Below are 24514 nucleotides of genomic sequence, written 5' to 3' on the forward strand. Positions count from 1 at the left end.
CTCCTGCTGGACCACGGATCAAGAAGCAGTACTAAACAAACGACCTGATTTGTATAACGAGGAGAAGTGAATATGTTCTCGCCGCAAGAGTTGAAACTCGGCATCGTTGGTCTGGGCTATGTCGGTCTGCCGCTCGCCGTCGAATTCGGCAAACGCCATCCCGTCGTGGGCTTCGATATCAATCGCGCGCGCATCAACGCGCTGCGCGAAGGGCGCGATGCCACGCTCGAAGTGAACGATGCCGAGTTGGCCTCCGCGACCTTCATGCAGTACAGCGCCGAGGTCGAGGACCTGCGCGACTGCACCGTCTTCATTGCGACCGTGCCGACGCCGATCGATCACTACAAGCGTCCGGACCTTTCGCCGCTTATCGGCGCGTCGACGACCATCGGCAGCGTGCTGAAGAAGGGCGACGTCGTCATCTATGAATCGACGGTTTATCCCGGCGCGACCGAGGAAGAGTGCGTGCCGGTGCTCGAAAAGATGTCGGGCCTGAAGTTCAACGAGGACTTCTTCGTGGGCTACAGCCCCGAGCGCATCAACCCGGGCGACAAGACGCACCGTCTGCCGGACATCAAGAAGGTCACGTCCGGATCGACGCCCGAAGTGGCCGATTTCGTCGACGCTCTGTATCGCGAGATCATCACGGCGGGCACGCACAAGGCGAGCAGCATCCGCGTCGCCGAGGCGGCCAAGGTAATCGAGAACACGCAGCGCGACGTGAACATTGCGCTGATCAACGAACTGTCGATCATCTTCAACAAGATGAACATCGACACTGAATCGGTGCTCCTCGCGGCCGGTACGAAGTGGAACTTCATTCCGTTCCGCCCGGGCCTGGTCGGCGGCCACTGCATCGGCGTGGACCCGTATTACCTGACGCACAAGGCGCAGGCGATCGGCTATCACCCGGAGATCATCCTCGCCGGGCGGCGTCTGAACGACAGCATGGGCAACTACGTCGTCTCGCAACTCGTGAAGACGATGACCAAGCGCGACATCGCCATTTCCGGCGCGCGCGTACTGATCATGGGCCTCACCTTCAAGGAGAACTGCCCGGATCTGCGCAACACGCGCGTGGTCGACATCATCGCGGACCTCAAGGAATACGGCGTCCAGGTGGACGTGTACGACCCGTGGGTGTCGAAGGAAGAGGCACATCACGAGTACGGCATCGATCCGATCGATCAGCCGGCCAAGGGCGTCTACGACGCGGTCGTGCTCGCCGTGGCGCATCGCCAGTTCGCCGATGAAGGCGCGGAAGGCATTCACGCCTACGGCAAGGCGCGACACGTGCTGTGCGACCTCAAGTACGTTCTGCCGGCCGACGCGAGCGACATGCGTCTCTGAGGTTCGGTGGCATCGGGATCGACCGATGCAGGCCGTCGCACAACATCGCCGCGGTTCGGCTCCCGTCTTTCGGGAGTTGCCCGCGGCGATGTCAACCGGAGCTTCGGAGTTCGCAATGAAGATGCCCAAGGTAGTTCTGTACGCCAACACCGATTGGTATCTATATAACTTTCGCCTTTCGTTCGCTCGCAAACTGCGCGATGCCGGTTTCGAGGTCATTCTGTTGTCACCCGACGGCGAATACGGCCCGAAGTTGCGCGATCTGGGCTTTCGCTGGCATGCCGTGCCGATGAACCGGCGCAGCCTTAATCCGCTTCGCGAGCTGGCGCTCGTGCTGTGGCTCGCGCGCTTTTTCCAGCGCGAAAAGCCGCAGCTCGTGCATGGCTTCACGATCAAGAGCGCGGTGTACGGTTCGTTCGCCAGCAAGCTTGCAGGCGTTCCGGCGCGCGTGAACGCGGTCGCGGGCATGGGCTACGTCTTCACGAGCCGCGACCTGAAGGCGCGTATCCTGAAGCCGGTCGTGCGTACGGTGATGCGCTCGGCGCTGAACGGCCGCGACAGCATTCTCGTCCTGCAGAATCCGGACGACATCAAGCTGTTCGAAGCCGCGCGCATCGTCGAGAAGCAGGCGATTCGTCTCGTCAAGGGATCGGGCGTCGATCTGACGCGCTTCAAGGTGCGCGAGGAATCGCCGGACGATGCGGGCAAGCCGCTGCGTATCCTGCTGGCGGCTCGGCTCGTGTGGGACAAGGGCATCGAGGAATACGTGGAGGCGGCGCGCATGCTGCGGCGCGAGAACCGCACCGTGCGCTTTCTTCTCGCGGGTTCGCCCGATGACGGCAATCCGGCGTCGGTGAGCACGGCGATGGTGCAGGGCTGGGTGAAGGAAGGGCTCGTCGAATGGCTCGGTCACGTGAGCGACATGCCGAAGCTCTTCACGGAAGTGGATGTGATGGTGCTGCCGAGTTATCGCGAGGGACTGCCGAAAGCGCTGATCGAAGCCGCGGGCTGCGCGCTGCCGCTCATCACGACGGACGCGCCGGGCTGCCGCGAAGTGGTCAGCGAGTCGGGCGTGGATGGTTTGCAAGTGCCGGTGCGCGACGCTCGCGCGCTCGCCGATGCGATCCGCCAGCTCGACGACGACCGCGCGCTTGCGAGAAAGCTGGGTCTCGCCGCGCGCGAGAAGGCGCTGAAGAATTTCGACGAACGCATCGTCATCGAGAAGACGCTCGCCGTGTATCGCGAGCTGGTTCCCTCGATCGCGATCGAAGACGAGCGCCGCGAACACGCCGCGCCCGTCGGCAAATTTGGAGACTTTCATGTCTGATCGTTACGAATCGATCCGTCAACAACTGACGCGCGATCCGCAGAAGTGGCTGATTACCGGCGTCGCCGGATTCATCGGCTCGAATCTGCTCGAAGCGCTTTTGAAGCTCGATCAGGAAGTCGTCGGACTCGACAACTTCGCGACGGGCCATCGGCGCAATCTCGACGAAGTGCGCTCGGTCGTGACGCCCGCGCAATGGGCGCGCTTTCGCTTCGTCGAAGGCGATATCCGCAATCTCGACGATTGCCGCGCCGCAGTGAAGGGCGCTGCGCACGTGCTGCACGAAGCGGCGCTCGGCTCGGTGCCGCGCTCGGTGAACGACCCGATCACGACGCACGAAGTCAACATCAGCGGCTTTCTGAACATGCTCGTCGCCGCGCGCGACGCGAAGGTTGCGAGCTTCACCTACGCGGCGTCGAGTTCGACCTACGGCGATCATCCGGGTCTGCCGAAAGTCGAGGATCGCATCGGCCAGCCGCTTTCGCCGTATGCGGTGACGAAGTACGCCAACGAGCTGTACGCATCGGTTTTCGCGCGCACGTATGGGCTGAACGCGATCGGCCTGCGCTACTTCAACGTCTTCGGCAAGCGCCAGGACCCGGACGGCGCGTATGCCGCCGTGATCCCGAAGTGGACGGCCGCGCTCATCGACGACGAGCAGGTCACGATCAACGGCGACGGCGAGACGAGCCGCGATTTCTGCTTCATCGACAACGTGGTGCAGATGAACATCCTCGCGGCGCTTTCCGAGCCGCAAGCGCGCAACCAGGTCTACAACGTCGCGGTCGGCGATCGCACGACGCTCAATCAGCTCTATGACGGCCTGAAGCGCATGCTCGCCGAGAACGGCGTGGTCAACGAAGGCAGCGCCGTGTATGCGCCGTTTCGCGCCGGCGACGTGCGTCACTCGCAGGCGAACGTCGACAAGGCCGCGCAACTGCTCGGCTACGCGAACGCGATTCCTCTTGCCGACGGCCTCGCGATCGCGATGCCGTGGTACATCCGCTTCCTTTCGCAGCGCCGCGTGCCGGTCGAAGCCGAAATGGCGACGAGGCCCGCATGAAAATAGTCGTTTTCATCTACTCGATGCACGGCGGCGGCGCGGAGCGCGTCACCGCCAATCTCGCGAACGAGTGGGCGGCGCTCGGCTGGGAAGTGACCGTCGTCACGCTGACCGCCGGTGAAGGCGACGTCTATCCGTTCCATCCGGGCGTGAAGCGCATCGAACTGGGTCTCGCGGGCGGCGTCGAAGGCGGCGGACTGGTGCGCACGCTGATGTCGAACGTGAAGCGCGTGCTCGCTTTTCGCAAGGTGCTGCGCGAGACCAAACCGACGGTCGCGCTGGGCGTCATGGCGACTGCGAACGTGCTCGCCGTGCTCGCGGGCATCGGCCTGCCGTACAAGATCATCGCGAGCGAGCATACGCATCCGCCGAGGGCGCCGCTCACGCCGTTCTGGGAACGTCTGCGGCTCTTGACCTATCGCTTCGCCGACAAGGTCGTCGCGCTCACCGACGAAACCCGCGAGTGGATCGAAACGCATTGCCGTTGCACCGACGTCAAGGTGATTCCGCCGCCGTTCACGCTGCCCATCGCGAGAACGAACCCGGTGATCGAGCCGAAGAGCGTCGTGCGCGACGAGCGCCGCCTGCTGCTCGCGGTCGGACGGCTGTCGCCCGAGAAAGGCTTCGACAGCCTTATCGATGCGTTCAGGAAGATCGCCGGCGCGTTGCCGCAATGGGATCTCGTGATCGTCGGCGAAGGTCTCGCGCGCGCGAGCCTCGAACGCCGCGTCGACGAGGCGAAGCTGCGCGGCCGCGTCTTTCTGCCGGGACGCGCCGGCAACGTGGCCGACTGGTACGAACGCGCGGATCTCTACGTGCTCAGCTCGCACTTCGAAGGCTTCTCGATGACGCTCGTCGAAGCGATGGCGAGCGGCTGCGCGGCGGTGAGCTACGACTGCGATTCCGGGCCGCGCGTGATCGTCACGCATGGCACGAACGGCTTGCTCGTGAACCCGGTCGGCGATGCAAGCGCGCTCGCGAAGTCGCTCGAAACGCTAATGAGGGACGACGCCGAACGTCACCGCATGGCGCTGCGCGCGAGCTCGGTCAACGAGACGTTCGCGCTGCCGAAGACCATCGCGCTGTGGCAGGAAGTGTTCGAAGAGTCCGGCGTGAAGGTTCCGCGCGGCGCGAGCCTGCGCGTTCCCGTCGCCGGACGATGAGGAGCCACGACCGATGAACATCATGCTCGTGGTCAGTTCGATGGGAAGCGGCGGCGCCGAGCGCGTCGCGGCTTCGCTCGTCAATGCGTGGGCGCAACGCGGCGATACCGTGACGCTCGTAATTACGTACAGCGGCCGTGGCGCGTGCTTCTATCCGCTTGCGCCGAACGTGCGCTGCGTCTTTCTCGCCGATCGCGTGAAGGCCGGCGCGCGCATGCTTCAATATCCCGCGCGGTTTCGCGCGCTGCGTGCGCTGATTCGCGAGAGCGCGCCGGACGTGGTCGTGTCGTTTCTCTCGAACGTGAACATCACGACGATTCTCGCGACGCGCGGCCTCGGCATTCCGGTGATCGCGTGCGAGCACATCGACCCATCCGCCGACGGCCGTTCGCGGCTCATGAGTCAGATGTGCCGCTTCGTCTATCCGAGCGCGGATCTGCTTACGCTGCTCACGGACAGCATGGAGGCGTCGTTCAGGAAGATGGTGCCGCGCGTGAAGCGCATCGAGGTGGTGCCCAATCCGCTGCCGGACGAGTTGTTGTTGTTGCAGCCTGAAACCGTCGAGAAAAGCGCGCGCAAGCGGCTCGTCGCGGTCGGGCGTCTCAACACGCAAAAACAGTTCGATATGCTTATCGATGTCTTCGCGACGCTCGCGCCCGAGTTTGCCGACTGGGACTTGTGGATCTGGGGCGAAGGTCCGGAGCGCGCGGTGCTCGAAGCGCAGGTCGCGCAACTGAAAATGGGCGAGCGCGTGCTGATGCCCGGCAAGACGACAACGCCGTGGGAAGAGATGGCGCGCTCGGATGCGTTCGTGCTGTCGTCGCGCTACGAAGGCTTGCCGATGGCGATGCTCGAAGGCATGGCGCTCGGGCTCGCGACCGTCGCGTTCGACTGCAAGAGCGGTCCGCGTGAACTCACGCGCGACGGCCAAGACGGTCTGCTCGTGCCGGCCGGCGACAAGGCCGCGCTGATCGATGCGCTGCGGCGCGTGATGTCGGACGAAGCGCTGCGCGCCGAACTCGGTCGCAAGGCGTCGGATTCGGTGCGGCAGCGTTATTCGTCGCCGGCGATCTTGCGCCAGTGGGACGCGATCTTCGCGCAACTCGGCGCTCGCACGCGCGGCGACGAAGGCAAAAGCCCGGCGTATCGGCGCACGATCACGGGAGAGAAAGCGTAATGGTCGACCGGCGACACGTGATCCGCTCGCTGCTGATGGGCGCCGTCGCCGGTAGCGCGGGCGCGATGAACCTCGGCGCGCGCGCGGCGCAGATGCGCGATGTCGTCACGGACAAATCATTCGGCGTGAAGGGCGACGGCAAGACCAACGACCGCGTCGCGTTGCAGCGGGCCATCGATGGGTCCGTCGACTCGACCCTGCTCATCACGGGCAAGTGCCGTATCGACGAGAAAGGGCTCGACCTGCGACGCGACAGCCATGTGCGCTTCGCGCCGGGCGCGTCGATCAAGCTGCTGCCGCACGACACGTCGTTCTATTCGATGTTTCGCATCTGGGACGTGAACAACGTGCTCGTCGAAAACGCGGTGCTCGACGGCAGCAAGGAGCTGAACGCCGCCAAGCCGGCGCTGCGTGAAAACGGTCACGGCATGGGCTTTTCGATCGCCGGAAGCACGGAGGTGACGCTCGTCTCGCCGAAGACGGTCGGCTGCTGGGGCGACGGCATTTACATCGCGAATAGCTACAACGTGGACTACAAGTACAGCAGCGGCATTCGCGTGGTGAATCATCATGCGGACCGTTGCCGGCGGCAGGGCGTGTCGATTATCAGCGGACGCAACATCGTGTTCGAAAATCCGCTGTGGGAGAACATCGGCGGTACGCAGCCGGAAGCGGGGCTGGACGCGGAGCCGAACAGCAACGCCGACATTCTGGAGAACATCCGTATCGTGAATCCGACGACGCGCAACTGCCGGTACGGAATCATCGTCTGGCTGGAGGAGATCGTCGGGCCGATGCCCAAGCATGTCGATATCGGCATCGTGAATCATCGCGACGAAGGCGCGACCGATGCCGCATTCGCCGTGTCGGCGCTCAAGCTGAAAGGGCGCAAGGTGTCCGGACAGATCGCGAGTCATTCGCCGACGTGGGTCCGCCCGCGGCTCTCGACGGTCGAGAGCCTCGATTACGACAAGGCGGGACCGAAAATCATCGTCACCAACCTGAGGCTCGTGCGATGAAAGCCGCGCCCACACACAATAACTAAAGCGGAAAAATGGCCAATACGATGCAAGCGACGACCATGAACGACACGGCGCAACAGAGCGCACCCGTCCGGCGGATGACCGGATTCGCGTACTTCCTGACGCCATCGGGCTGGGCATTTCTCGTGCTCGCGGCCACCGCGCTTTCGATCGTCGCGTTCCGCGAACGCAGCGTCGGGCTGATCTTCGACCAGGAAGCGTACATCCAGTACTTCCGCTCGACGGACTGGCACTGGCTCGTGCAGTTCTATCAGAACCGCGAGTCGGACATAGGCTTCGCCATCAGCCTCATCACCGAGGAGCTGGGCTGGCGTTCGTGGGTCATTCTCCTCAATGCGTTCGGGGTGACGCCCGAAGGCGGCATCCGCACGACGGTCGTGCTGCTCAACCTCGTCGTGATGTATTCGCTGCTGCAAACGCGCCGGCCGCTAGTCGGTCTGATCCTGTGGCTCGTGATTCCGTATGCGCTCGCCACGGTCGGCCTGTTTCAGATCCGTCAGGGCTTCGGGCTCGCGATCGCGATGCTGTTCGCCTTGCGCTTCAACCGTCCGACGCTCGGCATGGGACTCGCGAGCTTCGTGCACACGACCTTCGCGGTGCCGACGGCGTTTCTCATGACCGCCGGCTTCTTCGGCGGCGCGCAAAAGAAAACGCGGGCGCTCGTCGCGGTCAGCACGGTGGCGATCGTGCTCGCGTCCGCCGCGAAGTTCCTGTTCGCGAATTACGGCGGCCGGCGTATCGACGAATACTCCGGTTATCAGGAGAACTTCACGATCAAGCTGTTGTCGCTGCTGCTGTTCTACACGATGGCGTCGATCATGGTGCTCTATTCGACGTGGCGTGCGCAGGATACGCAACGCGAGGGCGCGATCACGAAGCTGTCGATCATGCATGTCGGGCTGTTCGTGTATCTCGTCGTCGCGTTCTTCGTGTTTCCGTTCGCAAAGGGCCGCGTATGGTACTGCGTGCCCTTGCTTCTGCCTTTCCTCGCGCCCGAGATCAAGTTCAAGAACGCGATGGTGCTCGTCATTACCTTCGGCGTGTTCGTGGCCGTCGCCGCCGATGCCACGAAGAGTTATTTCGAAGGCGTCTACCACTACTTCCTGATGCCCTGACGACGATGTCCTACTTCCTGATCTCGCTCGATTTCGAATTGATGTGGGGCGTGCGCGACCACCGCACGATCGCCACATACGGAAAGAACATCCTCGGCGTGCGCGAGGCGATTCCGGCCATGCTCGCGATGTTCACGAAGTATCGCGTGAAGGCGACGTGGGCGACGGTCGGCATGCTGCTCTTCGATAACAAGAAGGAGCTGCTCGCGAATCTGCCCGACGTCCGGCCGACCTATGCCGATGCGAAGCTGAGCCCGTATGCGAACGGTTATCTCGATTCGATCGGCGACAACGAAAAGAGCGATCCGTATCACTATGGTCTGTCGCTTGCGCGCCGGATCGTCGATACCGAAGGCAGCGAGCTTGCGAGTCATACGTTCTGCCATTACTACGCGCTCGAAGCGGGGCAGACCAAGGCGCAGTTCGCCGCCGATATGGAAGCATCCGTCGCGTCGATCCGGCGTCTCGCCGATCCGCCCGCGAGCATCGTGTTTCCGCGCAATCAGGTGAACAACGCGTATCTGCCGGTGTGCGCGGAGCAGGGGCTCGTCGCGTACCGTGGCACCGAGCGCAACTGGATGTATCGCGAAACCTCGCGCGCCGATGAAGCCGCGCTGCGTCGTGCCGCGCGTCTCGCCGATGCGTACATCAATCTCTCAGGCGATCACGCGTTCGATCCGCGCCCGTCGCGCGGTCTCATCGACGTGCGCTCCAGCCGCTTTCTGCGTCCCTACGCGCGCAACAAACGCGCGCTGGAATGGCTGCGCATCCATCGGATCAAGCAGTCGATGACGTCGGCCGCGCGCACGGGGCGTTCGTTTCACTTGTGGTGGCATCCGCATAACTTCGGCGCGAATCTCGCCGAAAATCTCGCGGTCCTCGAAGCGGTGCTCAAGCATCACGTGCATCTGAGAGAGACCTACGGCATGCAGCCCGCGACCATGGCGGAAGTCGCGCGGGCGGCGCAATCCGAAGAGAGCCGGCTTGCGGAGATGGAGTTCGGGTTGTTCGTTTGACGATGTAATCAGAAGCAACAAGACGCTAGAAAAGGCCCGCACCGCGGGCGCGACGCAATGGCTCCGGCCATCGCGGCGCGCCCGCGCGTGCGCGGCACAAAAATAATGAGGGAAGCGCGATGAACTTTCGTAACGACATCAACGGCCTGCGCGCGTTCGCGGTTCTCGCGGTCGTCCTTTTCCACTTCGGTGTGCCCGGCTTCAAGGGCGGCTTTCTCGGCGTCGATGTGTTCTTCGTGATCTCCGGCTACCTGATGACGAGCATCATCTTCAGGCGCCTTTCGAAGGACCGGTTCTCGGTGCTCGAATTCTATGGCGATCGCGCGCGGCGCATCATTCCGGCGCTCGCGTTTCTATGCTTCGCGCTCGGCGTGTTCGGCTGGCTCGTATTTCTGCCTTCCGAGTTTCGCGCGTTCGGCAAGGCGGCGGGATCGAGCCTCGGCTTCTTCTCGAATATCGTCTACTGGCGCGAAGCGGGTTACTTCGATACGCGCTCGCACCTGAAGTGGCTGTTGCACACGTGGTCGCTTTCGGTCGAGTGGCAGTTCTATCTGCTGTATCCGCTCGGCATTCTGCTGGTGCGCAAGCTCTTCGGGCAACGCGGGACGGTGATCGCATTGGCAGGCGGCGCGCTCGCGTCGTTCGCGGTGTGCGTCTATCTCTCCGATCCGACGAAATGGCCGACAGCCGCGTTCTTCCTGCTGCCGACACGCGCATGGGAAATGCTCGCGGGCGGTCTCGTGTACCTGTTTCCGTTGAAGGCGGGCAGGCCCGTGCGCCGGACGCTGGAGCTTATCGGTCTCGCGATGATCGTGTACGGCGCGTTCGCGTTCAACGAGAACAATGAATGGCCCGGCTATCTCGCGCTCGTGCCGGTGCTCGGCACGGCGCTCGTGATCCTCGCGGGACGCAAGCATTCGATGTTCACGGGCAATCCGCTCGCGCAGTTCGTCGGCAAGATCTCGTATTCGGTCTATCTCTGGCACTGGCCGTTCGTCGTCGCGCTCACGTACTTCGACAAGGAAGGCTCGCTGCCGTGGCGCGTGGCCGCCATCGCGGGCGGCTTCGCGATGGGGTATCTGTCGTATGCGCTCGTCGAGTCGAAGACCAGGAAGCCGTCGGGCCGCGACGAGGCGCTCGCGTTCCCGCGTTTCATCACGCTGCGTTCGATCCTCGCGTTCACGCTGCTGCTCGCGATCGGCGGCGGCAGCATTTATGCGAGCCAGGGCGTGCCGAACCGCTTCGACCGTTCGGTGTTCGTCGCCGATAGCGAGACCTACGACACGAATCCGCATCGCACCAAGTGCCACATGATGATCGATCCGTGCGATGTCGCGAACCGGCAGAAGGAGAGCCGCGTCGTGGTGCTCGGCGACAGTCACGCGGAAGCGATTGCCGAAGCGGTCGCCGATGCCGTGCCCAACGGCAAGCCGGACGATGTCCTGCTCATCACGATCGAAGGTTGCCCGACGATTTACGGCATTCGTCGCGGCAACGGCGACTGCTTCGATCAGGACCGCAAGTACATCGATATCCTGAGCCGCGATCCGAACGCGCGGACGCCGGTGATCATCGCGAATCATTGGTCGCAGTACTGGTCGGGACCGACGATGGACGATTTCTCGTTCGTCAATCCGGAGCAGCCGACGCAGAGCGCCGCGCCGTTCTCGACCGAGCTGTATCGCGAGCACTTGCTCTCGACCGTGTGCCGCATCTCGAAGATTCGCCCCGTCTATCTCGTCGAGCCGATTCCCGAGTTCGATTTCAACGTTCCGCTGACGCTCGCGCGCGAGAAGATGAGGGACCCGAAGGCGCCCGATCTGTCGATCACCATGTCGGACTACGTCGAACGCAATGGCGCGTTGTTGCAGGCGATGCGGCAGGCCCACGACCAATGCGGCATCCATCTGCTAGACCCGCGCCCCTTCCTGTGCCCGGACGGAAAATGCATGGGTTCGCACGACGGCCGGCCGCTCTACTCCGACTTCCACCACATGAGCGAATACGGCAATCGCTTCCTCGTGCCGATGTTCCGGCACGTCTTCGAGCAGAGTTGAAGTCACGGCCTCCTTGCGGGAGGCCGTGTTTTATTCGGGCGCGCTCGTATCGGCTTGCGGTCCGTTGCCGGTGAAAGGCGGCGCGAAACGCGTCCAGAAGATGTAGCACGCGAGCACGGCCATCGCGCCAATGCCGGTGGCGAGCAGCACGCCCTGTGCACCGTAGAAGCGAACAAGAACGACGTTGCCGACGATCTTGGTGGCGAAGCCGATCACCGAGATGACGGAGATTGCCCGATAGCGCGTCTCGCTCGCGAACAACTGCACGAGCACGCACATGCCGAAGTAGAACGGCACCTGCAGCAGCCCGTAGCGGAAGAGCGTGGTGACGGCAAGGGTGTCGTCGGCCGTGAACGCGCCTTTCTGGAACAGCAGCTTCACCACATACGGCGCGAGCGCATACGCGAAGAGGCTGCCGGTGAGACCGAGCGTCGTCATGATGCCCGACCATTTCAGCGCGGTGCTGCGCGCGCGCGCGTGATCGCCGCGATGCAGAATCTCCGCGAGAATCGGCAAGGTCGCGCGCGTGATCGCGAGCGCGCCCATGCTGAGCACGAGCGAGAGCAGCCGGTTCGCGTAGCCGAGCGTCGCGATGGCGCCGTCGCCTTGCTGCGCCATGAAATACTGATCGATGGGAAGCCACAGGCTAGCGACGACCGCGCCGATCGTGAGCATGCCCATCGAGCGGATCGTCGACGGCCACTGCTTCGCGCGCATCGAGACGCGCGGCAGGACGGGCATCTTGTCGGCGCGTCTCGCGAGCACGCGCAGCCACGCGGCCTGCACCACGAAGCCGAGCGACGTGCCCATGACGAGCGGGAAGATCGATTCGCGATTGCTCGAAGCGAGCACGAAGACCAAGAGACCGATGGCCGGCACGCATTCGAGCAAGGTGTTGATGTGCTTGCCCGAAGCCTGCAGCCGCGCCGACGAAATGCAGATCGTGAAGGTCAGCAAGCCGACCGGCATCATGCCGATGATCATCGCGCGGCACATGTCGCGGGTGGATTCGGCGAGACTGCCCGCGATGACATCGGCGAGATAGGGCCAGAAAAGCCAGAGCAGGAGCGACGACGCGAGGCCGAGCGCGAGGCCCACGCCTTCCAGCTCGCCGAGAAAACCGTTGCGCTGCGACTTGTCTTCCTTGAGCGAGACGAGCGCGGGAACGAGCAGCACGGCGAGCACGTTCGTGAGCATCGTCGGCAGCCAGGTGACGAGCGTGAGCGCGAACTGATAGGCGTCGACGGTGCCGCTGATCCCGTAGCGGTACGCGATCGCCATTTCCTTCGATGCGCCGATGCACTTCCCGGCGATCACGAATATCAGCAGGACGACCGCGCTTCTTGCGATTCTCTTGTGATCCTGATGCACGCCGCCGAGACGTCGTCTCACCGATTGCACTGCTGCGCTCAGCACTGTTCTCCTCCTGCGTGGGAGCCTTTCGTCGCGTGGCCCGACGTCAGGACGAAATCGCCAGGCGATCGAATCGCGCGAAGGCCCGCGGCTTTCGCGTGAGAGAGGAGAGCGTGCAGGAAAACGGGCGGCGCGACTGTTCGCTAAGGCACCCGGCAGCGCGGATGCCGGCGAGCGTTGCCGCGGGAGAACGCTTGACGGGCGTGGTTCATGCCGCGCCTGCCGGCCACGGACGCATGATGTAGCGCGCCGCCCGCTCGGGCGCGGCGTCGTCGGTCAGGATTCGTGCCGGGCAGCCGGCTACCGTGACGTTCGGCGGAATGTCCTTCGTCACGACGCTGCCCGCGCCGATCGTCACGTTGTCGCCGATAGTCACGTCTTCGATGATGCAGACATTCGGCCCGATATACACGTTGTCGCCGATCGTCGCCGCCTTGCCGTGATTCGACCCGATGGTCACGCCCTGCGAGATGTTGCAGTTCGCGCCGATGACCGCCGTCGGATTCACCGCGATCGTGCCGATATGACTGATATAGAAGCCCGGCCCGATCCTCGTGCGCGGACTGATCACGAAACCGAAGCGGCGCTGCTTCAGGCGCACAACGTGATTGAGCACAAGGCGCACGGGCCGTGACGATGCGGCGCTCGCCAGCCGCAGCCAGAACATGTAATTGAACCCTTCGTTCAGCACGAGTTGCTCCAGAAGGACCATGAGGCTGTACTCGCCGGTGTAGCGATAGAGGTCGCTCTTGATCAGATCGAAAGTTTTCATCGCACGGCGCGTCTGTTTGTCTGGGTAATTTCTTGTAATAGCCTCAGGCTAACGCTTTTGCTGTAAGCGCTCAGTGCGGAACGGAACATATGACCGACACGCGTGCTGGAAAGATTCGCACTTCCGCATATATGATCAGATTAATAACCGATTATATTAAATCAGATGATTAGATTATCCACCGGACCCTTGCCTGCATGGGCGTGAGCGCCGGATTGGGGCTCTTTCCGTATAAACCCGATAGGGGTATCCACCGTAGGGTCTTTCGTCTTTTGAATAAAAAAAATTCCAGGGCGGCACTTACAAAATCGGGTTAGTCAGTGGAAATGGTAAAAACCCTGCTTTACGTACTGTAATGTACGTGCCTGTGGGCGTGCCTTGATCGGAATTTAGTGGGAGACTTCCTAATCGTCGGAAGAACGATCGGTCAATAAAGCGAATTAATACGCCGACTGTCGATCGTTTCAGCATACGAAAGGCGTCCGGGCAAGCCTTGCCGGGCCTCCCGCGAAGGTTCTTCATACTTTTGGTGCGTGAACGTTCGTATCGTTAAAATCGAATCTTCAGAGGAATATTAACTATCCTGTGTAATGCGGTTTAAAGTGGTGTTATTCATCTACGGTATTAACATTAAAAGTTGTGCAGATTAATTCACTCGCCGGCGATTAAAACGGGAAACGCTCCGCAATAAAGCGCGGGAAATACAAAATAATAAGTTACAAGCGTACATTTCGTAACAAGTGCCGGGTAGAAACGCCCCGTAACAATCTGTAGGATTTAAAAAAGACGGTAATTACTGCCGTCGAGACTTCAGCGCTTCATCAGCCCGTTTGCGGGCCAATCGAGCGCGGGGTGAATGGTTCTGCCGGATTATCTGGTTCTTCCATCTCTGGTTCGTCCAGTCCCGAAGTCGTCCTGTTTTTCGCCGAGATGCCTTTCGGAGTCGCCGTGTGCGGCTGTCGAGCGCTGAGCGGCGCAATCGTTTGCGCCTGCTTATTTTGCGTTGGTTATCTCATGCCCATAAAGAAACGATGCGTGCGGCCGATGTCGCATGAACGGGTCCGCCCGTCGACAACGCACGACCAAACTGGAAAAACAATGTTTTCGAACAACACTCAGGCAGACACCCAGGCAGACAACTCCGTCGTCGACAACCGTATCGCAACCCGTCGCAAGCTGCTGACCTCGCTCATCGCGGGCAGCGGTGCGTTCGTGCTCGCCGCATGCGGCGGCGGCAGCGACAGTGCGGCCCCTGATTCGGTCGCCGATCGCTGGAGAAAGCGCAACAACGGCGGCGCGTCCTCGGCCACGCCCGCAAGCTCGGCTTCGTCGGCGAGCGCCACGACGACCGCCAGCGCGCCCGCTGCGGCCAGCTCGACGAACGCCGCGAGCACCAGCACCGCCGGCACCATCGCTGCTTCGACGTTCGGCGTGAAGGCCGACGGCTCGACCAACGACCGCGCCGCGCTGCAAGCCGCCATCGACGGTACCGTTGGCCAGATTCTGATGATCTCGGGCCAGGTCCGCATCGACACGACCGGTCTCAAGCTGCGCACGAACACGCACATCCGCTTTGCGTCGGGCGCTTCGATCAAGCTGCTCCCGCACAACGCCGACATCTACCAGATGATGCTCATCGAAGACGTGAGCAACGTCATCGTCGAGAACGCGTATCTGGACGGCAGCAAGGAACTGAACTCGGCTTCGGGCGGCGAGCACGGCATGGGCTTCTCGATCATCGGCGCCCAGAACGTGCACCTGATCGCGCCGACCACGATCAACACGTGGGGCGACGGCATCTACATCAACGATAGCCAGTCGAAGAAGAACACGCCGACGTACAACCTCGTGGTGGACAACCACAAGGCGGACGGCTGCCGCCGTCAGGGTGTGTCGATCATCTCGGGCGACACGATCACGTTCAACAGCCCGGTGTGGCAGAACATCAACGGCACGGCGCCGGCGTGCGGTCTCGATTTCGAACCGAACGACAACTCGGCCGTGTTCAAGAGCATCACGATCAACAGCCCGACGACGGCGAACTGCAAGGGCGGCGGCATCAACGTGTGGTTCGGCTCGCTGCCGGGTCCGATCAGCAAGACGGTCACGATCGCGATCACCAACCACGTCGACACGACGAGCCAGGGTGGTTCGTTCGCGGTTCAGGGTCTGTCGCTCGATGGCTACGTCGTGAACGGCCAGATCAGCAGCTCGAATCCGAAGTGGAAGTACCCGCTGATCGTCGAGCAGTGGGACAACTCGGGTCCGCGAATCAACGTCACGAACCCGACGATCGTCAAGTCGTAATCGGCGACGAAATGAGAACGCCATGCGGGAAGTTTTTCCCGCATGGCGTTTTTTCGCTTTCTCGCGGCGCCTATTTGAGCCAGCCGAGATTTACGGAATTGGCGATGGCTTGCAGCCCCGCCTGGTTCGGATGCAGACGATCGCCGCTGTCGTACGCGCCGAGCATGGCGGGAGGATTGGCCGGATCGCCGAGCGCGGCGGCCTGATCGAGCACAGCGTCGCAGCCGCTGTCGGGCGTGGCGACGAACGCGTTCACCGCTTCGCGCGTCGCCTCGATGTCCGCCGTCCACGACGACACGCCCTCGAACGGCGTGAGCGTCGAGCAGATCACGCGCACGCCCGCCGCATGCGCGCTCTGCGTCAGTTGAGTGAACGCGCCGTTCAGGCGCGCGGCTGTCGGTGGCGCGCCGCCGATCAGGTTGTTGACCGCGTCATCGGAAATGATGACCCACTTCACGTTGTACTGGTCGAGCACGTCGCGCTGGAAGCGCGTGAGACCCGCTTCGCCCGAGTCGTTCGTGAAGAAGTCGTTGCCGGAGATGCCCTGATTCAGCACGCCGACGGTCATGCCGGCCTGCTGGAGCCGGGCGGCGAGCAGGTTGGGCCAGCGGCCGTTCGTGTTCGGCGACGAAGCGAGGCCGTCCGTGATCGACGCGCCGAACGCGACCACCGCGCCCGTCGCGCTGGCGTTCTGCACGACGACGTCGGTGAGGAAGTAGTACGCCTGCGCGCCGAGCGCGTTGACCACGCCGCCCGTGAATTCCGCATCGGCGCTCACGTCGCCGGGCGCGATGTACACGTCCTGCAGGCCTTCCGCGTGACCGGTCGTTTCCATCGGCGTCTGTTGCGGAAGATAGGCGCTGACCACGATATCCGTGAGCGCGGGCACCTGAAACGCGATCGGGTCGCTCATCATCGCGCGGCCCGGCGGGATCGTGGTGAAGGACTGTCCGGAGAACGTGACGGCTCGGTCGCTGCCGGGCACGGTGCGCTGGCCGGCCGCGCGCAGCGCGACGCGCACGTCGCCGATCACGAGCGGATCGTTGCCGTACAGATTCGAGAACTGCACGCCGACGGCCGTTCCGCCGATGCTCGTATGCACGATCTGCCGGATTGTCTGATTATTGAAGCCGCCGTCGCCGGTGATCATCGGCGCAGCGCTCCAGGTTCCTGTCCACGGCAAGGTCGCGCTGATGTTCTGCGCGATGCTGGACGACGTAAGCGGCAAGGCGAGCATGGTGGCCACGAGGGCTCGCTTGAGGCGAGGAAATCGCTTGTTCAACTTGTTCTCCGAAACCAGCCGGGAATGAGTGGACGTTTTCGCATCGCGCGAAGGTCGTATGGGGTACGGGGAAATCCAAAAAAGTCCGGTTTCCGCTCGGTTTGACCGGCGCGTGTGGCCACAGCGCGCCGTTGTGCGGCGAAGTCCTGATTCCGTCTGGCTTCGCCTTGGTGAATCGGATCATCGTTTGAATGCGTGCTCTGTGCGCGCGCGCGCATATCGGAGGAAAGGCGGCTTTAGATCCGATATATGCAACTAACGGTCTGGCATGACACCCGCGCGCGTACGCGGGTGTCATGGACATTACTGCGACACGTCGGAGGCGGGCGTCCTCGCCGTGGCCGCGTCGCTTGCGCTTGCGGCCGGCGGCGGCAGGATCGGCGGCATCGTCGTGAATACCGGCGGTTGCGGCGGGTCTTCGGTCACTTCGGCGACCGGCTCCGAAGGCGGGCGCTTCGCGCGCGCCGGATGCTGCGCCGCCGTCTGCGCGGTTTTCGGCTTGCCCGGCTTGGGCGCTTTCGAGAACGTCTCGTCGAACCAGGTCTCGACGCGCGCGATCATCGTGCGCCACATGCCCGGCGTTTCCTGCGTGTCGAAGCGCGCGCGGGCATCGATCAGATGCGAACGCAGCGAGCGCTGCATGAAGTCGCCGACGATCGGCAGCGCACTGTGCGCGCCTTGTCCCCAATAGTCGCTGCGCAGCGTCACGCGGCTGTCGTTGAAGCCGACCCACGCGCCCGCCACGAGTTGCGGATGCATCAGGATGAACCAGCCGTCCGCGTTGTCCTGCGTCGTGCCGGTCTTGCCGGCCACGTCCGCGCGGATGCCGAAGCGCGTGCGGATCGCCGAGCCGGTGCCGCGGTCGATCACGTCGCGCATCACGTCGACGAGCTTGCGCGTCGCATCGACGGACAGCGCGCGCTCGGGCGCGCTCTCGAACTGCGCGAGCACTTCGCCGTCCTTGTTCTCGATGCGCGTGACGAGCAGCGGCTCTATATAACTACCGTCGTTCGCGATCGTGCCGTATGCCGACACCATCTCCTTGAGCGTGACCGGGCTCGTGCCGAGCGCGAGCGACGGCACCACGTCGAGGTGACTGTCGCGCACGCCCATGTCGCGTGCGAGCCGCGCGACGCGTCCCGGCCCGACCTGTTCCATCAATTGCGCGGTGATGCGGTTCTTCGAATACGCGATGCCGTCGCGCAGGCTCACGGGGCGGCCCGAGGGCGGCGATTCGTCGGTCGGACGCCAGGTTTCGGCGCCGCGCACAGGAATTTCGACGGCTTGATCGATGAACGTGTCGCTCGGTTTCGCGCCCCGCTCGAAGGCCGCGCCATAGACGAAAGGCTTGAAGGTCGAGCCGGGCTGGCGACGCGCCTGCGCGACGTGATCGAACGGGTCCTGCGTGAAGTCGCGGCTGCCGACCCACGCCTTGATCTGGCCGTTGCGTGGATCGAGCGCTACGAACGCGGCCTGCACGCGCGTCTTGTTCTCGCACAGCGCCTGCATGAACGCGCGGTCCGAGCCGAGTTTCTTGATGGCGTCCGCGTCGCTCGCGCCGCTCGTGCGCAGCGCGCGATATTGATCCGTCTCGCGGACGAACGCATGCGCGAGATCCGCGTTCGCATTCGCGCAGCCCGCGCGGCCGCCCCACGCCGCGTTGGCGATCGATTGCAATTGATTGCCCTGCAGCGCGAGCGCGTTCGTCGCCATCGACTGCAAGCGCGAGTCGATGGTCGTGCGCACCACGAGACCATCGGAATAAATGTTGTAGTCGTTATCGTCCGCCCAGCCGATCAGCCACTTGCGCAACTGCTGCGCGAAATGCGGCGCGCGGCCGGGCTCTTCCGTCTGCCGCTCGAAGTCGATGCGCAGCGGACGCTTCTTCAGCGCGTCGAGCTTCGCCGCCGGCAAGTGGCCGAACTTCACCATCTGCCCGAGCACGATGTTGCGCCGGTCGAGCGCGCGCTCCGGATTGATCACCGGGTTGTAGTAACTGTTGCCCTTCAACATGCCGATGAGCGTTGCGCTGTCGAGCACGTCGAGCTGGCCGGCGGATTTGTCGAAGTAGGTGCGCGCGGCCATTTCGATGCCGTACGCGTTGTACAGAAACGGCACCGTGTTCAGATAGGTTTCGAGAATCTCGTCTTTCGAATAGAGCGCTTCGATCTTGAAGGCGGTGATCGCTTCCTTCAGCTTGCGCGTGAGCGTCTGCGAGCGGCCGATTTCCTCGGGATACAGATTGCGCGCGAGCTGCTGCGTGAGCGTCGAGCCGCCTTGCCGGTCGCCCGAGAACGTATGCAGCGCCGCGCCCGCCGTGCGCCTGAAGTCGATGCCGTGATGCTGATAGAAACGCCGGTCTTCCGTCGCGATGAGCGCGTCGATCACCTGCGGCGAGATCTGCTTGAGGCTCACCCATTCGCGATGCGTCGGCTTGAACTCGGCGAGCAGCTTGCCGTCGGCGGAATAAATCTGCGCGGGCTGATCGACCTTGGCGCGGCGAATATCGCGGATGCCGGGCGTGAACGGAATTAGCAGCAGCACGTAGACGACGAAGAGCGCCGGCAACAAGAGCCACGTGCGCGCACGCAAATGCGGACGCAGCCGCGACGCGAGGCGAGCCAGAATCGCCTTGGCCAGGGCTTTGAAATCAGAGACGGTCACAACGAAACGGGATGCCCAAACATGGAAAACCCTGAATCGTAGCGTAATTTTTCAGCAGGTCTTTCGCAAAAGTGTGTTTGACGCTACGTCGCCCGGGTTCCCGCCGATTCGCCGATCGGAAACGCCGTCGTCGATAGAACCTCGCGCAGCACGACGAAAGTGCGGATCTGCCGCACACCGGGCAGATAAAGCAGCTTCTCGGCGTGGAGCCGGTTGAAGCTTTCGCTGTCGCGCGTGCGGATCAGCATGAAGAAATCGAATTCGCCCGTCACGACGTGGCATTCCATGCAGCCGGGCACTTTCTGCGCGGCTTTTTCGAACGCGTCGAAGGAATCGGGCGTCGAGCGGTCGAGGATCACGCCGATCAAGACGAGCATGCCGGCATCGAGCGCTTTCGGATCGAGCAGCGCGACGGTCGCGCGGATCAGGCCCGCTTCACGCAGCCGCTCGACGCGCCGCAGGCACGCGGGCGGACTGAGATTGACCTTCTCCGCGAGCGCGACGTTCGAGATCGACGCGTCGCGCTGCAACTGACGCAGAATCGCGCGATCGACGCGATCGGTCTGGACGCTTGGCGGATGCGGGTTTGGAGCGGGCGTGGATTTTTTCATTGCTTCAACGGGCTTCTGTGCGAAATAAAAGTCGGTGGGTTGGATGCCGCATCAAGAAACGTTAGGCCCAACGCCTTTTTTTCGCAACCCGGCCGACGACGGGAATCTCTACGATTCTGTTCATGCAGTCCCACCATCACGAGGATGCCGACCATGAACCTGCAACGTTTTCCCCGTTATCCGCTCACTTTCGGACCGACGCCCATCCAGCCGCTCAAGCGCCTTTCCGCGCATCTCGGCGGCAAGGTCGAGTTGTATGCGAAGCGCGAGGACTGCAACAGCGGCCTCGCGTTCGGCGGCAACAAGACGCGCAAGCTCGAATATCTGATCCCCGAGGCGCTCGCCGAAGGCTGCGACACGCTCGTGTCGATCGGCGGCGTGCAGTCGAACCAGACACGCCAGGTCGCGGCGGTCGCGGCACATCTCGGCATGAAGTGCGTGCTCGTGCAGGAAAACTGGGTCAATTACTCGGATGCCGTCTACGACCGCGTCGGCAATATCGAGATGTCGCGAATCATGGGCGCGGACGTGCGCCTCGTCGCCGATGGCTTCGATATCGGCATCCGCAAAAGCTGGCAGGACGCGATGGAAAGCGTGCGCGCGGCGGGCGGCAAGCCGTTTCCGGTTCCGGCGGGCTGCTCGGAACATCCGCTGGGCGGTCTCGGCTTCGTCGGCTTCGCGGAGGAAGTGCGCGCGCAGGAAGCGGAACTCGGCTTCCGGTTCGATTACGTCGTCGTGTGCTCGGTGACGGGCAGCACGCAGGCGGGCATGGTCGTCGGCTTCGCGGCGGACGGGCGCGCGCGGCGCGTGATCGGCATCGATGCATCGGCGAAACCGGAGCAGACGCACGAGCAGATCCTGCGCATCGCGAAGCACACGGCGGAACTCGTCGACCTCGGCCAGGACATCACGCGCGAGGACGTGATTCTCGATACGCGTTTCGGCGGCCCCGAGTACGGCCTGCCGAACCAGGGCACGCTCGATGCAATTCGTCTTTGCGCGCGGCTCGAAGGCGTGTTGACCGACCCCGTCTACGAAGGCAAGTCGATGGACGGCATGATCCAGATGGTGCGCAACGGCGAATTCCCCGAAGGCTCGAAGGTGCTCTACGCGCATCTCGGCGGCGTGCCCGCGCTCAACGCGTACAGCTATCTGTTTCGAAACGGATGAGTGCCTAAAACGCCTCGCGAAATGCGTGGAACAACGCGGCGACGCGCTCCGACGTATCCGCTTCGAAGACCGGCATGCGCGCGCCGAGCATGTGCGTGAGAAGCGGCGGCGCGGGATCGTCCGGGCGCAGGATCGCGAGAATCTGCGCGCGGAGATCGCCGCCGGTTGCGATGGCCGCCGCGTCGCGGCCGAGCAGCGCCGCGCCCGCGATATCCGGATCGTGGCCGTGGCGCTCGACGAGATCGAAGGCATCGGAATAGAGGCGGTCGAGATTGCCGGCCTGCGCATAGTGCGCCATCAGAAAAAGCAGGTCGATCGCGTCCTTGCGGTCGGCTGCGTGCCGGTCCTGCCACGCGACGATCTTGAGCATTGCCTGCGCGGGCAGCGATGCGACCGGCACGACGAGATCTTGCGCGATACGCACGTCGAGCGCCGCATCGAGCGCCTGCCTGAAACCCGCGACGTTCATGCGCACCGATCCGTCCGGCGGCCACGCGATTTCGCCGTGCGCGTCCTGCACGCCGCCGAAGGGCACGATATCGAGCCACGTGCGCTCGCTGGTTGGCGGCGCGCTGTAATTCAGCCGATGCGCCGAGCCTTTCGGCGCCGTGAAATGACCCGATGCGACGAGCGCGCGCCGCAGCGCTTCATGTCCGGTCCAGCTTTGAATCGAGATACCGATATCGACGTCGGCGGTTGCGCGCGTCGCCTGAATATCGTGGACGTGCGTGAGCAGGATGTCGCGCGCGCTCGCGCCGCCGATGAACCACGCGATGTTCGTTGCGTGCGACGCGGCGACGACTTCGCGCAGCATCGCGGAAAAGATTCCGGCAAGCGGACGATGCGGCAGCAGTTCAAGCGGCGAGGTAGCGTTCACGCAGCATCCTTGCGGTTTCGAGATTGCGCGGATCGCCGCTCGCGACGAGATCGGCATAGACGATGAGCGGAGCGACGACGTTCGGCGCAAGGCCATCGACGGGCGCGAGCGCGATGGGCGCGCGCAGGAATTCGACGTTTCCGGCGGGGTCGGGCCGCAGCCGCGCCTCTTTGATCCACTCGCGCGGCACGGCATCGGCGCAATACACCGTGACCGTCGCGGGCTTCAGATATTGCGTGAGGATCGCCGCTGCGGGCTCGCCGCCGAACTGGCATCGGCCCGGCAGATCGGGCACGTCGCGCCACCAGTCGCTCGACTCCGCGCGATAACGCGCGAGCAGCAGCGATTCGCGCAATTGCCGCGGATACAGCGTGACCCATTCGTCGATGAGCCGTTCCTTGTCGGCGAATTGCAGGCCGCGGCCGTCGGGCCGCTCGAACACGTCGCGATGATCGATGAGCGCGCGCACGGCGTTCTGCACCGTGCCGTGGCTGACGCCCGCGTTTTGCGCGATCTCGCGATAGCCGCGCTCCAGTAGCGCGGGCGTGATAAGCAGCGCGAGCGTGACGCGCAGTGTCGATTTCGTCCAGGTTGGGGCGCGTCGCGCCTTGCTGTGGGCGGCGCGCGGACGGCCCGACACGATCACGACGCTAGCGCCTTCGATGAGACTCGCGTTGCCGGCGAGATCGAGCGCGTCGACGCCCAGATCGCGGCATGCGCGGATCATGTCGGCGGAAAGATGCGTGGTGACGAGCGTGGGTTTCGCGCGGCCGTCGTGCGTGACCGATGCGCTGAACGCGGACAACGCGCCGAACCGGTCGATGTTTTCCCGCACGATGACGGGACGCTTGAAGCGCGCGCCGCCGATGCGGAATTCGATGGCTGCGTCGTAGCCGCCGCGCGCGGGCGGTTTGACGTTACGCGCGGCGAGGCCCGTCGCGTCGCTGAAGGCGGCTGCGGCTGCTTCGACGACTTGCTCGATGTGCGGATCGGCGGGTGGCATTGGCGGGTTGATTGTCCAGGTTTGTGCAGTGTACACGAAACGTGGACAGCGTAAAAAATTGGACAAAATGAGTGTTGCGCGTTGGGCCTGAGCCGCATCGATCCGGTCTCTTTCGGCTCTCATTGTTTTCGTCCCGCCCGTTTCATGCCCGTTTCACGCCCGTCTCCACCGGCACGAACGGAGCCTTGAAACGATCGATCAGAAAATCGATGAACGCGCGCGCCCGCGCCGTCTAATTCCTCTGACCCGGATAGTAGACAAACAGATCCGCTGACGGCAGCACGGTCTCCGGCAGCACGAGCCGCAGCCGCCCGCTCTGCACATATTTCGCGAGGTCCCATTCCGAGCGGATCAGGATGCCGTGGCCGTCGAGCGCCCAGCGCAGCACGATATCGCCGTCGTTGCTCGACAGCATGCCTTTCACCTTCAGCGCCTCGATGCTGTCGCCGCGCATGTACTTCCAGACGCCATGCGCGTCGTCGTTCTGCCGATGAATGATGCAGCGATGCCGCGCGAGATCCTCGATTTTTTCGGGCGTGCCGAAGCGTTCCAGATATTTCGGCGACGCGCACAGAAACCGCCGGTTGCTCATGATGCGTCGCGCGCTCAACCGGCTGTCGGGCAATTCGCCGAAACGGATCGCGAGATCGAACGCGCCTTCGACGAGATCGACCGGACGGTCCGTCACTTCGAACTGGACTTCGACGGCGGGAAAGCGCTTCGCAAACTCCGACACGAGCGGCGCGATGGTCGTGCGGCCGAACCCGAGCGTCGCGTTCACGCGCAGCAAACCCTTCGGATCGGTGCGCGCGCCGGATATCGCTTCCTCCATCTCACGCACCTGGCCCGAAATCTGGAGCGCGTATCGCAAGTACGTTTCGCCTTCGGGCGTGAGACTCACGCTGCGCGTCGTGCGATTGACGAGCCGCGCACCGAGCCTCTGCTCGATGAGCCCGAGCCGTTTGGTCGCGGCCGGCGGCGTGAGATCGAGCGCGCGCGCCGCGCCCGAAAGACTTTTCAGCTTCGCGAGCAGAATGAAAAAGTCGAAGTCCGAGGAAGCGTCGGTATTCACGTTAAGTGAAATATGAAATGAAATTCAGTGAA

The 24514-nt window shown here is 63.3% G+C and carries 18 protein-coding genes and 1 pseudogene; 11 read left to right on the forward strand and 8 right to left on the reverse strand.

The features are described from left to right. Positions 1-72 precede the first annotated feature (72 nt). The 9 genes from tviB to AWB82_RS19705 all read left to right on the forward strand — a co-directional run bounded on the left by tviB (position 73) and on the right by AWB82_RS19705 (position 11311). Positions 73-1350: a Vi polysaccharide biosynthesis UDP-N-acetylglucosamine C-6 dehydrogenase TviB gene (tviB, locus tag AWB82_RS19665; RefSeq protein ID WP_086970143.1), complete on the forward strand. Its 1278-nt coding sequence runs from the start codon at positions 73-75 to the stop codon at positions 1348-1350. Positions 1351-1465: 115 nt separating this feature from the next. Further along, a complete protein-coding gene (locus AWB82_RS19670) occupies positions 1466-2677 on the forward strand; it encodes a glycosyltransferase family 4 protein (RefSeq protein ID WP_086970145.1) in 1212 nt (403 codons plus the stop codon). Continuing rightward, entirely contained in the window at positions 2670-3740 is a 1071-nt protein-coding gene (locus AWB82_RS19675) for an SDR family oxidoreductase (protein ID WP_086970147.1), read from the forward strand. Before AWB82_RS19670 ends, AWB82_RS19675 begins: the two co-directional genes overlap by 8 nt. Then, positions 3737-4903, forward strand: coding sequence for a glycosyltransferase family 4 protein (locus AWB82_RS19680; protein WP_086970149.1), 1167 nt, complete (start codon positions 3737-3739; stop codon positions 4901-4903). The genes AWB82_RS19675 and AWB82_RS19680 overlap by 4 nt, the downstream gene beginning before the upstream one ends. Before the next feature lie 13 nt (positions 4904-4916). After that, positions 4917-6080, forward strand: coding sequence for a glycosyltransferase family 4 protein (locus AWB82_RS19685; RefSeq protein ID WP_086970151.1), 1164 nt, complete (start codon positions 4917-4919; stop codon positions 6078-6080). Next, positions 6080-7099 (forward strand): hypothetical protein, encoded by a 1020-nt coding sequence (locus AWB82_RS19690; RefSeq protein WP_086970153.1) that lies wholly within the window; start codon positions 6080-6082, stop codon positions 7097-7099. Before AWB82_RS19685 ends, AWB82_RS19690 begins: the two co-directional genes overlap by 1 nt. 47 nt (positions 7100-7146) lie before the next feature. Continuing rightward, a complete protein-coding gene (locus AWB82_RS19695) occupies positions 7147-8238 on the forward strand; it encodes a hypothetical protein (protein WP_235023366.1) in 1092 nt (363 codons plus the stop codon). Between the two features lie 5 nt (positions 8239-8243). Continuing rightward, positions 8244-9254 (forward strand): polysaccharide deacetylase family protein, encoded by a 1011-nt coding sequence (locus AWB82_RS19700; RefSeq protein ID WP_086970155.1) that lies wholly within the window; start codon positions 8244-8246, stop codon positions 9252-9254. A gap of 119 nt (positions 9255-9373) precedes the next feature. Next, entirely contained in the window at positions 9374-11311 is a 1938-nt protein-coding gene (locus AWB82_RS19705) for an acyltransferase family protein (RefSeq protein ID WP_086970157.1), read from the forward strand. Between the two features lie 30 nt (positions 11312-11341). Here the strand turns inward: AWB82_RS19705 and murJ are convergent, their stop codons facing one another. Together murJ and AWB82_RS19715 are read right to left on the reverse strand one after the other, a co-directional pair. Further along, positions 11342-12727: a murein biosynthesis integral membrane protein MurJ gene (murJ, locus tag AWB82_RS19710; protein ID WP_086970159.1), complete on the reverse strand. Its 1386-nt coding sequence runs from the start codon at positions 12725-12727 to the stop codon at positions 11342-11344. Between the two features lie 205 nt (positions 12728-12932). After that, positions 12933-13496 carry a serine O-acetyltransferase gene (locus AWB82_RS19715; RefSeq protein ID WP_086970161.1) on the reverse strand — a complete coding sequence of 188 codons (564 nt, stop codon included), beginning with the start codon at positions 13494-13496 and terminating at the stop codon, positions 12933-12935. Between the two features lie 1098 nt (positions 13497-14594). On the opposite strand from AWB82_RS19715, the gene AWB82_RS19720 reads away from it, so the two are divergent. Beyond that, positions 14595-15803 carry a glycoside hydrolase family protein gene (locus tag AWB82_RS19720; RefSeq protein ID WP_086970163.1) on the forward strand — a complete coding sequence of 403 codons (1209 nt, stop codon included), beginning with the start codon at positions 14595-14597 and terminating at the stop codon, positions 15801-15803. A 70-nt stretch (positions 15804-15873) separates the two neighbouring features. Here the strand turns inward: AWB82_RS19720 and AWB82_RS19725 are convergent, their stop codons facing one another. The 3 genes from AWB82_RS19725 to AWB82_RS19735 all read right to left on the reverse strand — a co-directional run bounded on the left by AWB82_RS19725 (position 15874) and on the right by AWB82_RS19735 (position 20360). Next, the gene (locus AWB82_RS19725) at positions 15874-17040 is read right to left on the reverse strand and encodes a GDSL-type esterase/lipase family protein (protein ID WP_235023368.1); all 1167 of its coding nucleotides are present in this window, start codon (positions 17038-17040) and stop codon (positions 15874-15876) included. A gap of 348 nt (positions 17041-17388) precedes the next feature. Beyond that, a complete protein-coding gene (locus AWB82_RS19730; RefSeq protein WP_086970167.1) occupies positions 17389-19749 on the reverse strand; it encodes a penicillin-binding protein 1A in 2361 nt (786 codons plus the stop codon). Positions 19750-19832: 83 nt separating this feature from the next. Further along, the gene (locus AWB82_RS19735) at positions 19833-20360 is read right to left on the reverse strand and encodes an Lrp/AsnC family transcriptional regulator (RefSeq protein ID WP_086970169.1); all 528 of its coding nucleotides are present in this window, start codon (positions 20358-20360) and stop codon (positions 19833-19835) included. Positions 20361-20513: 153 nt separating this feature from the next. Here AWB82_RS19735 and AWB82_RS19740 point away from each other — a divergent pair, with 153 nt between their 5' ends. After that, on the forward strand, positions 20514-21530 hold the full coding sequence (locus AWB82_RS19740; protein WP_086970171.1) for a 1-aminocyclopropane-1-carboxylate deaminase: 1017 nt from the start codon (positions 20514-20516) through the stop codon (positions 21528-21530). 4 nt (positions 21531-21534) lie between these two features. Here the strand turns inward: AWB82_RS19740 and AWB82_RS19745 are convergent, their stop codons facing one another. The 3 genes and pseudogenes from AWB82_RS19745 to AWB82_RS19755 form a co-directional block, all read right to left on the reverse strand. Then, positions 21535-22407 carry a nucleotidyl transferase AbiEii/AbiGii toxin family protein gene (locus tag AWB82_RS19745; protein ID WP_086970173.1) on the reverse strand — a complete coding sequence of 291 codons (873 nt, stop codon included), beginning with the start codon at positions 22405-22407 and terminating at the stop codon, positions 21535-21537. Continuing rightward, positions 22385-23410 (reverse strand): type IV toxin-antitoxin system AbiEi family antitoxin, encoded by a 1026-nt coding sequence (locus AWB82_RS19750; RefSeq protein ID WP_086970175.1) that lies wholly within the window; start codon positions 23408-23410, stop codon positions 22385-22387. Before AWB82_RS19750 ends, AWB82_RS19745 begins: the two co-directional genes overlap by 23 nt. A gap of 142 nt (positions 23411-23552) precedes the next feature. Continuing rightward, positions 23553-24482: pseudogene (locus AWB82_RS19755) on the reverse strand (LysR family transcriptional regulator). Between the last annotated feature and the right edge of the window lie 32 nt (positions 24483-24514).

This window comes from Caballeronia glebae (assembly GCF_001545035.1).
Lineage (GTDB): Bacteria > Pseudomonadota > Gammaproteobacteria > Burkholderiales > Burkholderiaceae > Caballeronia > Caballeronia glebae.

What these genes read in the sequence shown, in the direction of transcription:
- AWB82_RS19715 (WP_086970161.1), bottom strand. Translation starts at nt 13,496, where the DNA reads ATGAAAACTTTCGATCTGATCAAGAGCGACCTCTATCGCTACACCGGC.
- AWB82_RS19670 (WP_086970145.1), top strand. Translation starts at nt 1,466, where the DNA reads ATGAAGATGCCCAAGGTAGTTCTGTACGCCAACACCGATTGGTATCTA.
- AWB82_RS19735 (WP_086970169.1), bottom strand. Translation starts at nt 20,360, where the DNA reads ATGAAAAAATCCACGCCCGCTCCAAACCCGCATCCGCCAAGCGTCCAG.
- AWB82_RS19695 (WP_235023366.1), top strand. Translation starts at nt 7,147, where the DNA reads ATGCAAGCGACGACCATGAACGACACGGCGCAACAGAGCGCACCCGTC.
- AWB82_RS19680 (WP_086970149.1), top strand. Translation starts at nt 3,737, where the DNA reads ATGAAAATAGTCGTTTTCATCTACTCGATGCACGGCGGCGGCGCGGAG.
- AWB82_RS19675 (WP_086970147.1), top strand. Translation starts at nt 2,670, where the DNA reads ATGTCTGATCGTTACGAATCGATCCGTCAACAACTGACGCGCGATCCG.
- AWB82_RS19720 (WP_086970163.1), top strand. Translation starts at nt 14,595, where the DNA reads ATGTTTTCGAACAACACTCAGGCAGACACCCAGGCAGACAACTCCGTC.
- AWB82_RS19700 (WP_086970155.1), top strand. Translation starts at nt 8,244, where the DNA reads ATGTCCTACTTCCTGATCTCGCTCGATTTCGAATTGATGTGGGGCGTG.
- AWB82_RS19740 (WP_086970171.1), top strand. Translation starts at nt 20,514, where the DNA reads ATGAACCTGCAACGTTTTCCCCGTTATCCGCTCACTTTCGGACCGACG.
- AWB82_RS19690 (WP_086970153.1), top strand. Translation starts at nt 6,080, where the DNA reads ATGGTCGACCGGCGACACGTGATCCGCTCGCTGCTGATGGGCGCCGTC.
- AWB82_RS19685 (WP_086970151.1), top strand. Translation starts at nt 4,917, where the DNA reads ATGAACATCATGCTCGTGGTCAGTTCGATGGGAAGCGGCGGCGCCGAG.
- AWB82_RS19725 (WP_235023368.1), bottom strand. Translation starts at nt 17,040, where the DNA reads ATGCTCGCCTTGCCGCTTACGTCGTCCAGCATCGCGCAGAACATCAGC.
- tviB (WP_086970143.1), top strand. Translation starts at nt 73, where the DNA reads ATGTTCTCGCCGCAAGAGTTGAAACTCGGCATCGTTGGTCTGGGCTAT.
- AWB82_RS19750 (WP_086970175.1), bottom strand. Translation starts at nt 23,410, where the DNA reads ATGCCACCCGCCGATCCGCACATCGAGCAAGTCGTCGAAGCAGCCGCA.
- AWB82_RS19705 (WP_086970157.1), top strand. Translation starts at nt 9,374, where the DNA reads ATGAACTTTCGTAACGACATCAACGGCCTGCGCGCGTTCGCGGTTCTC.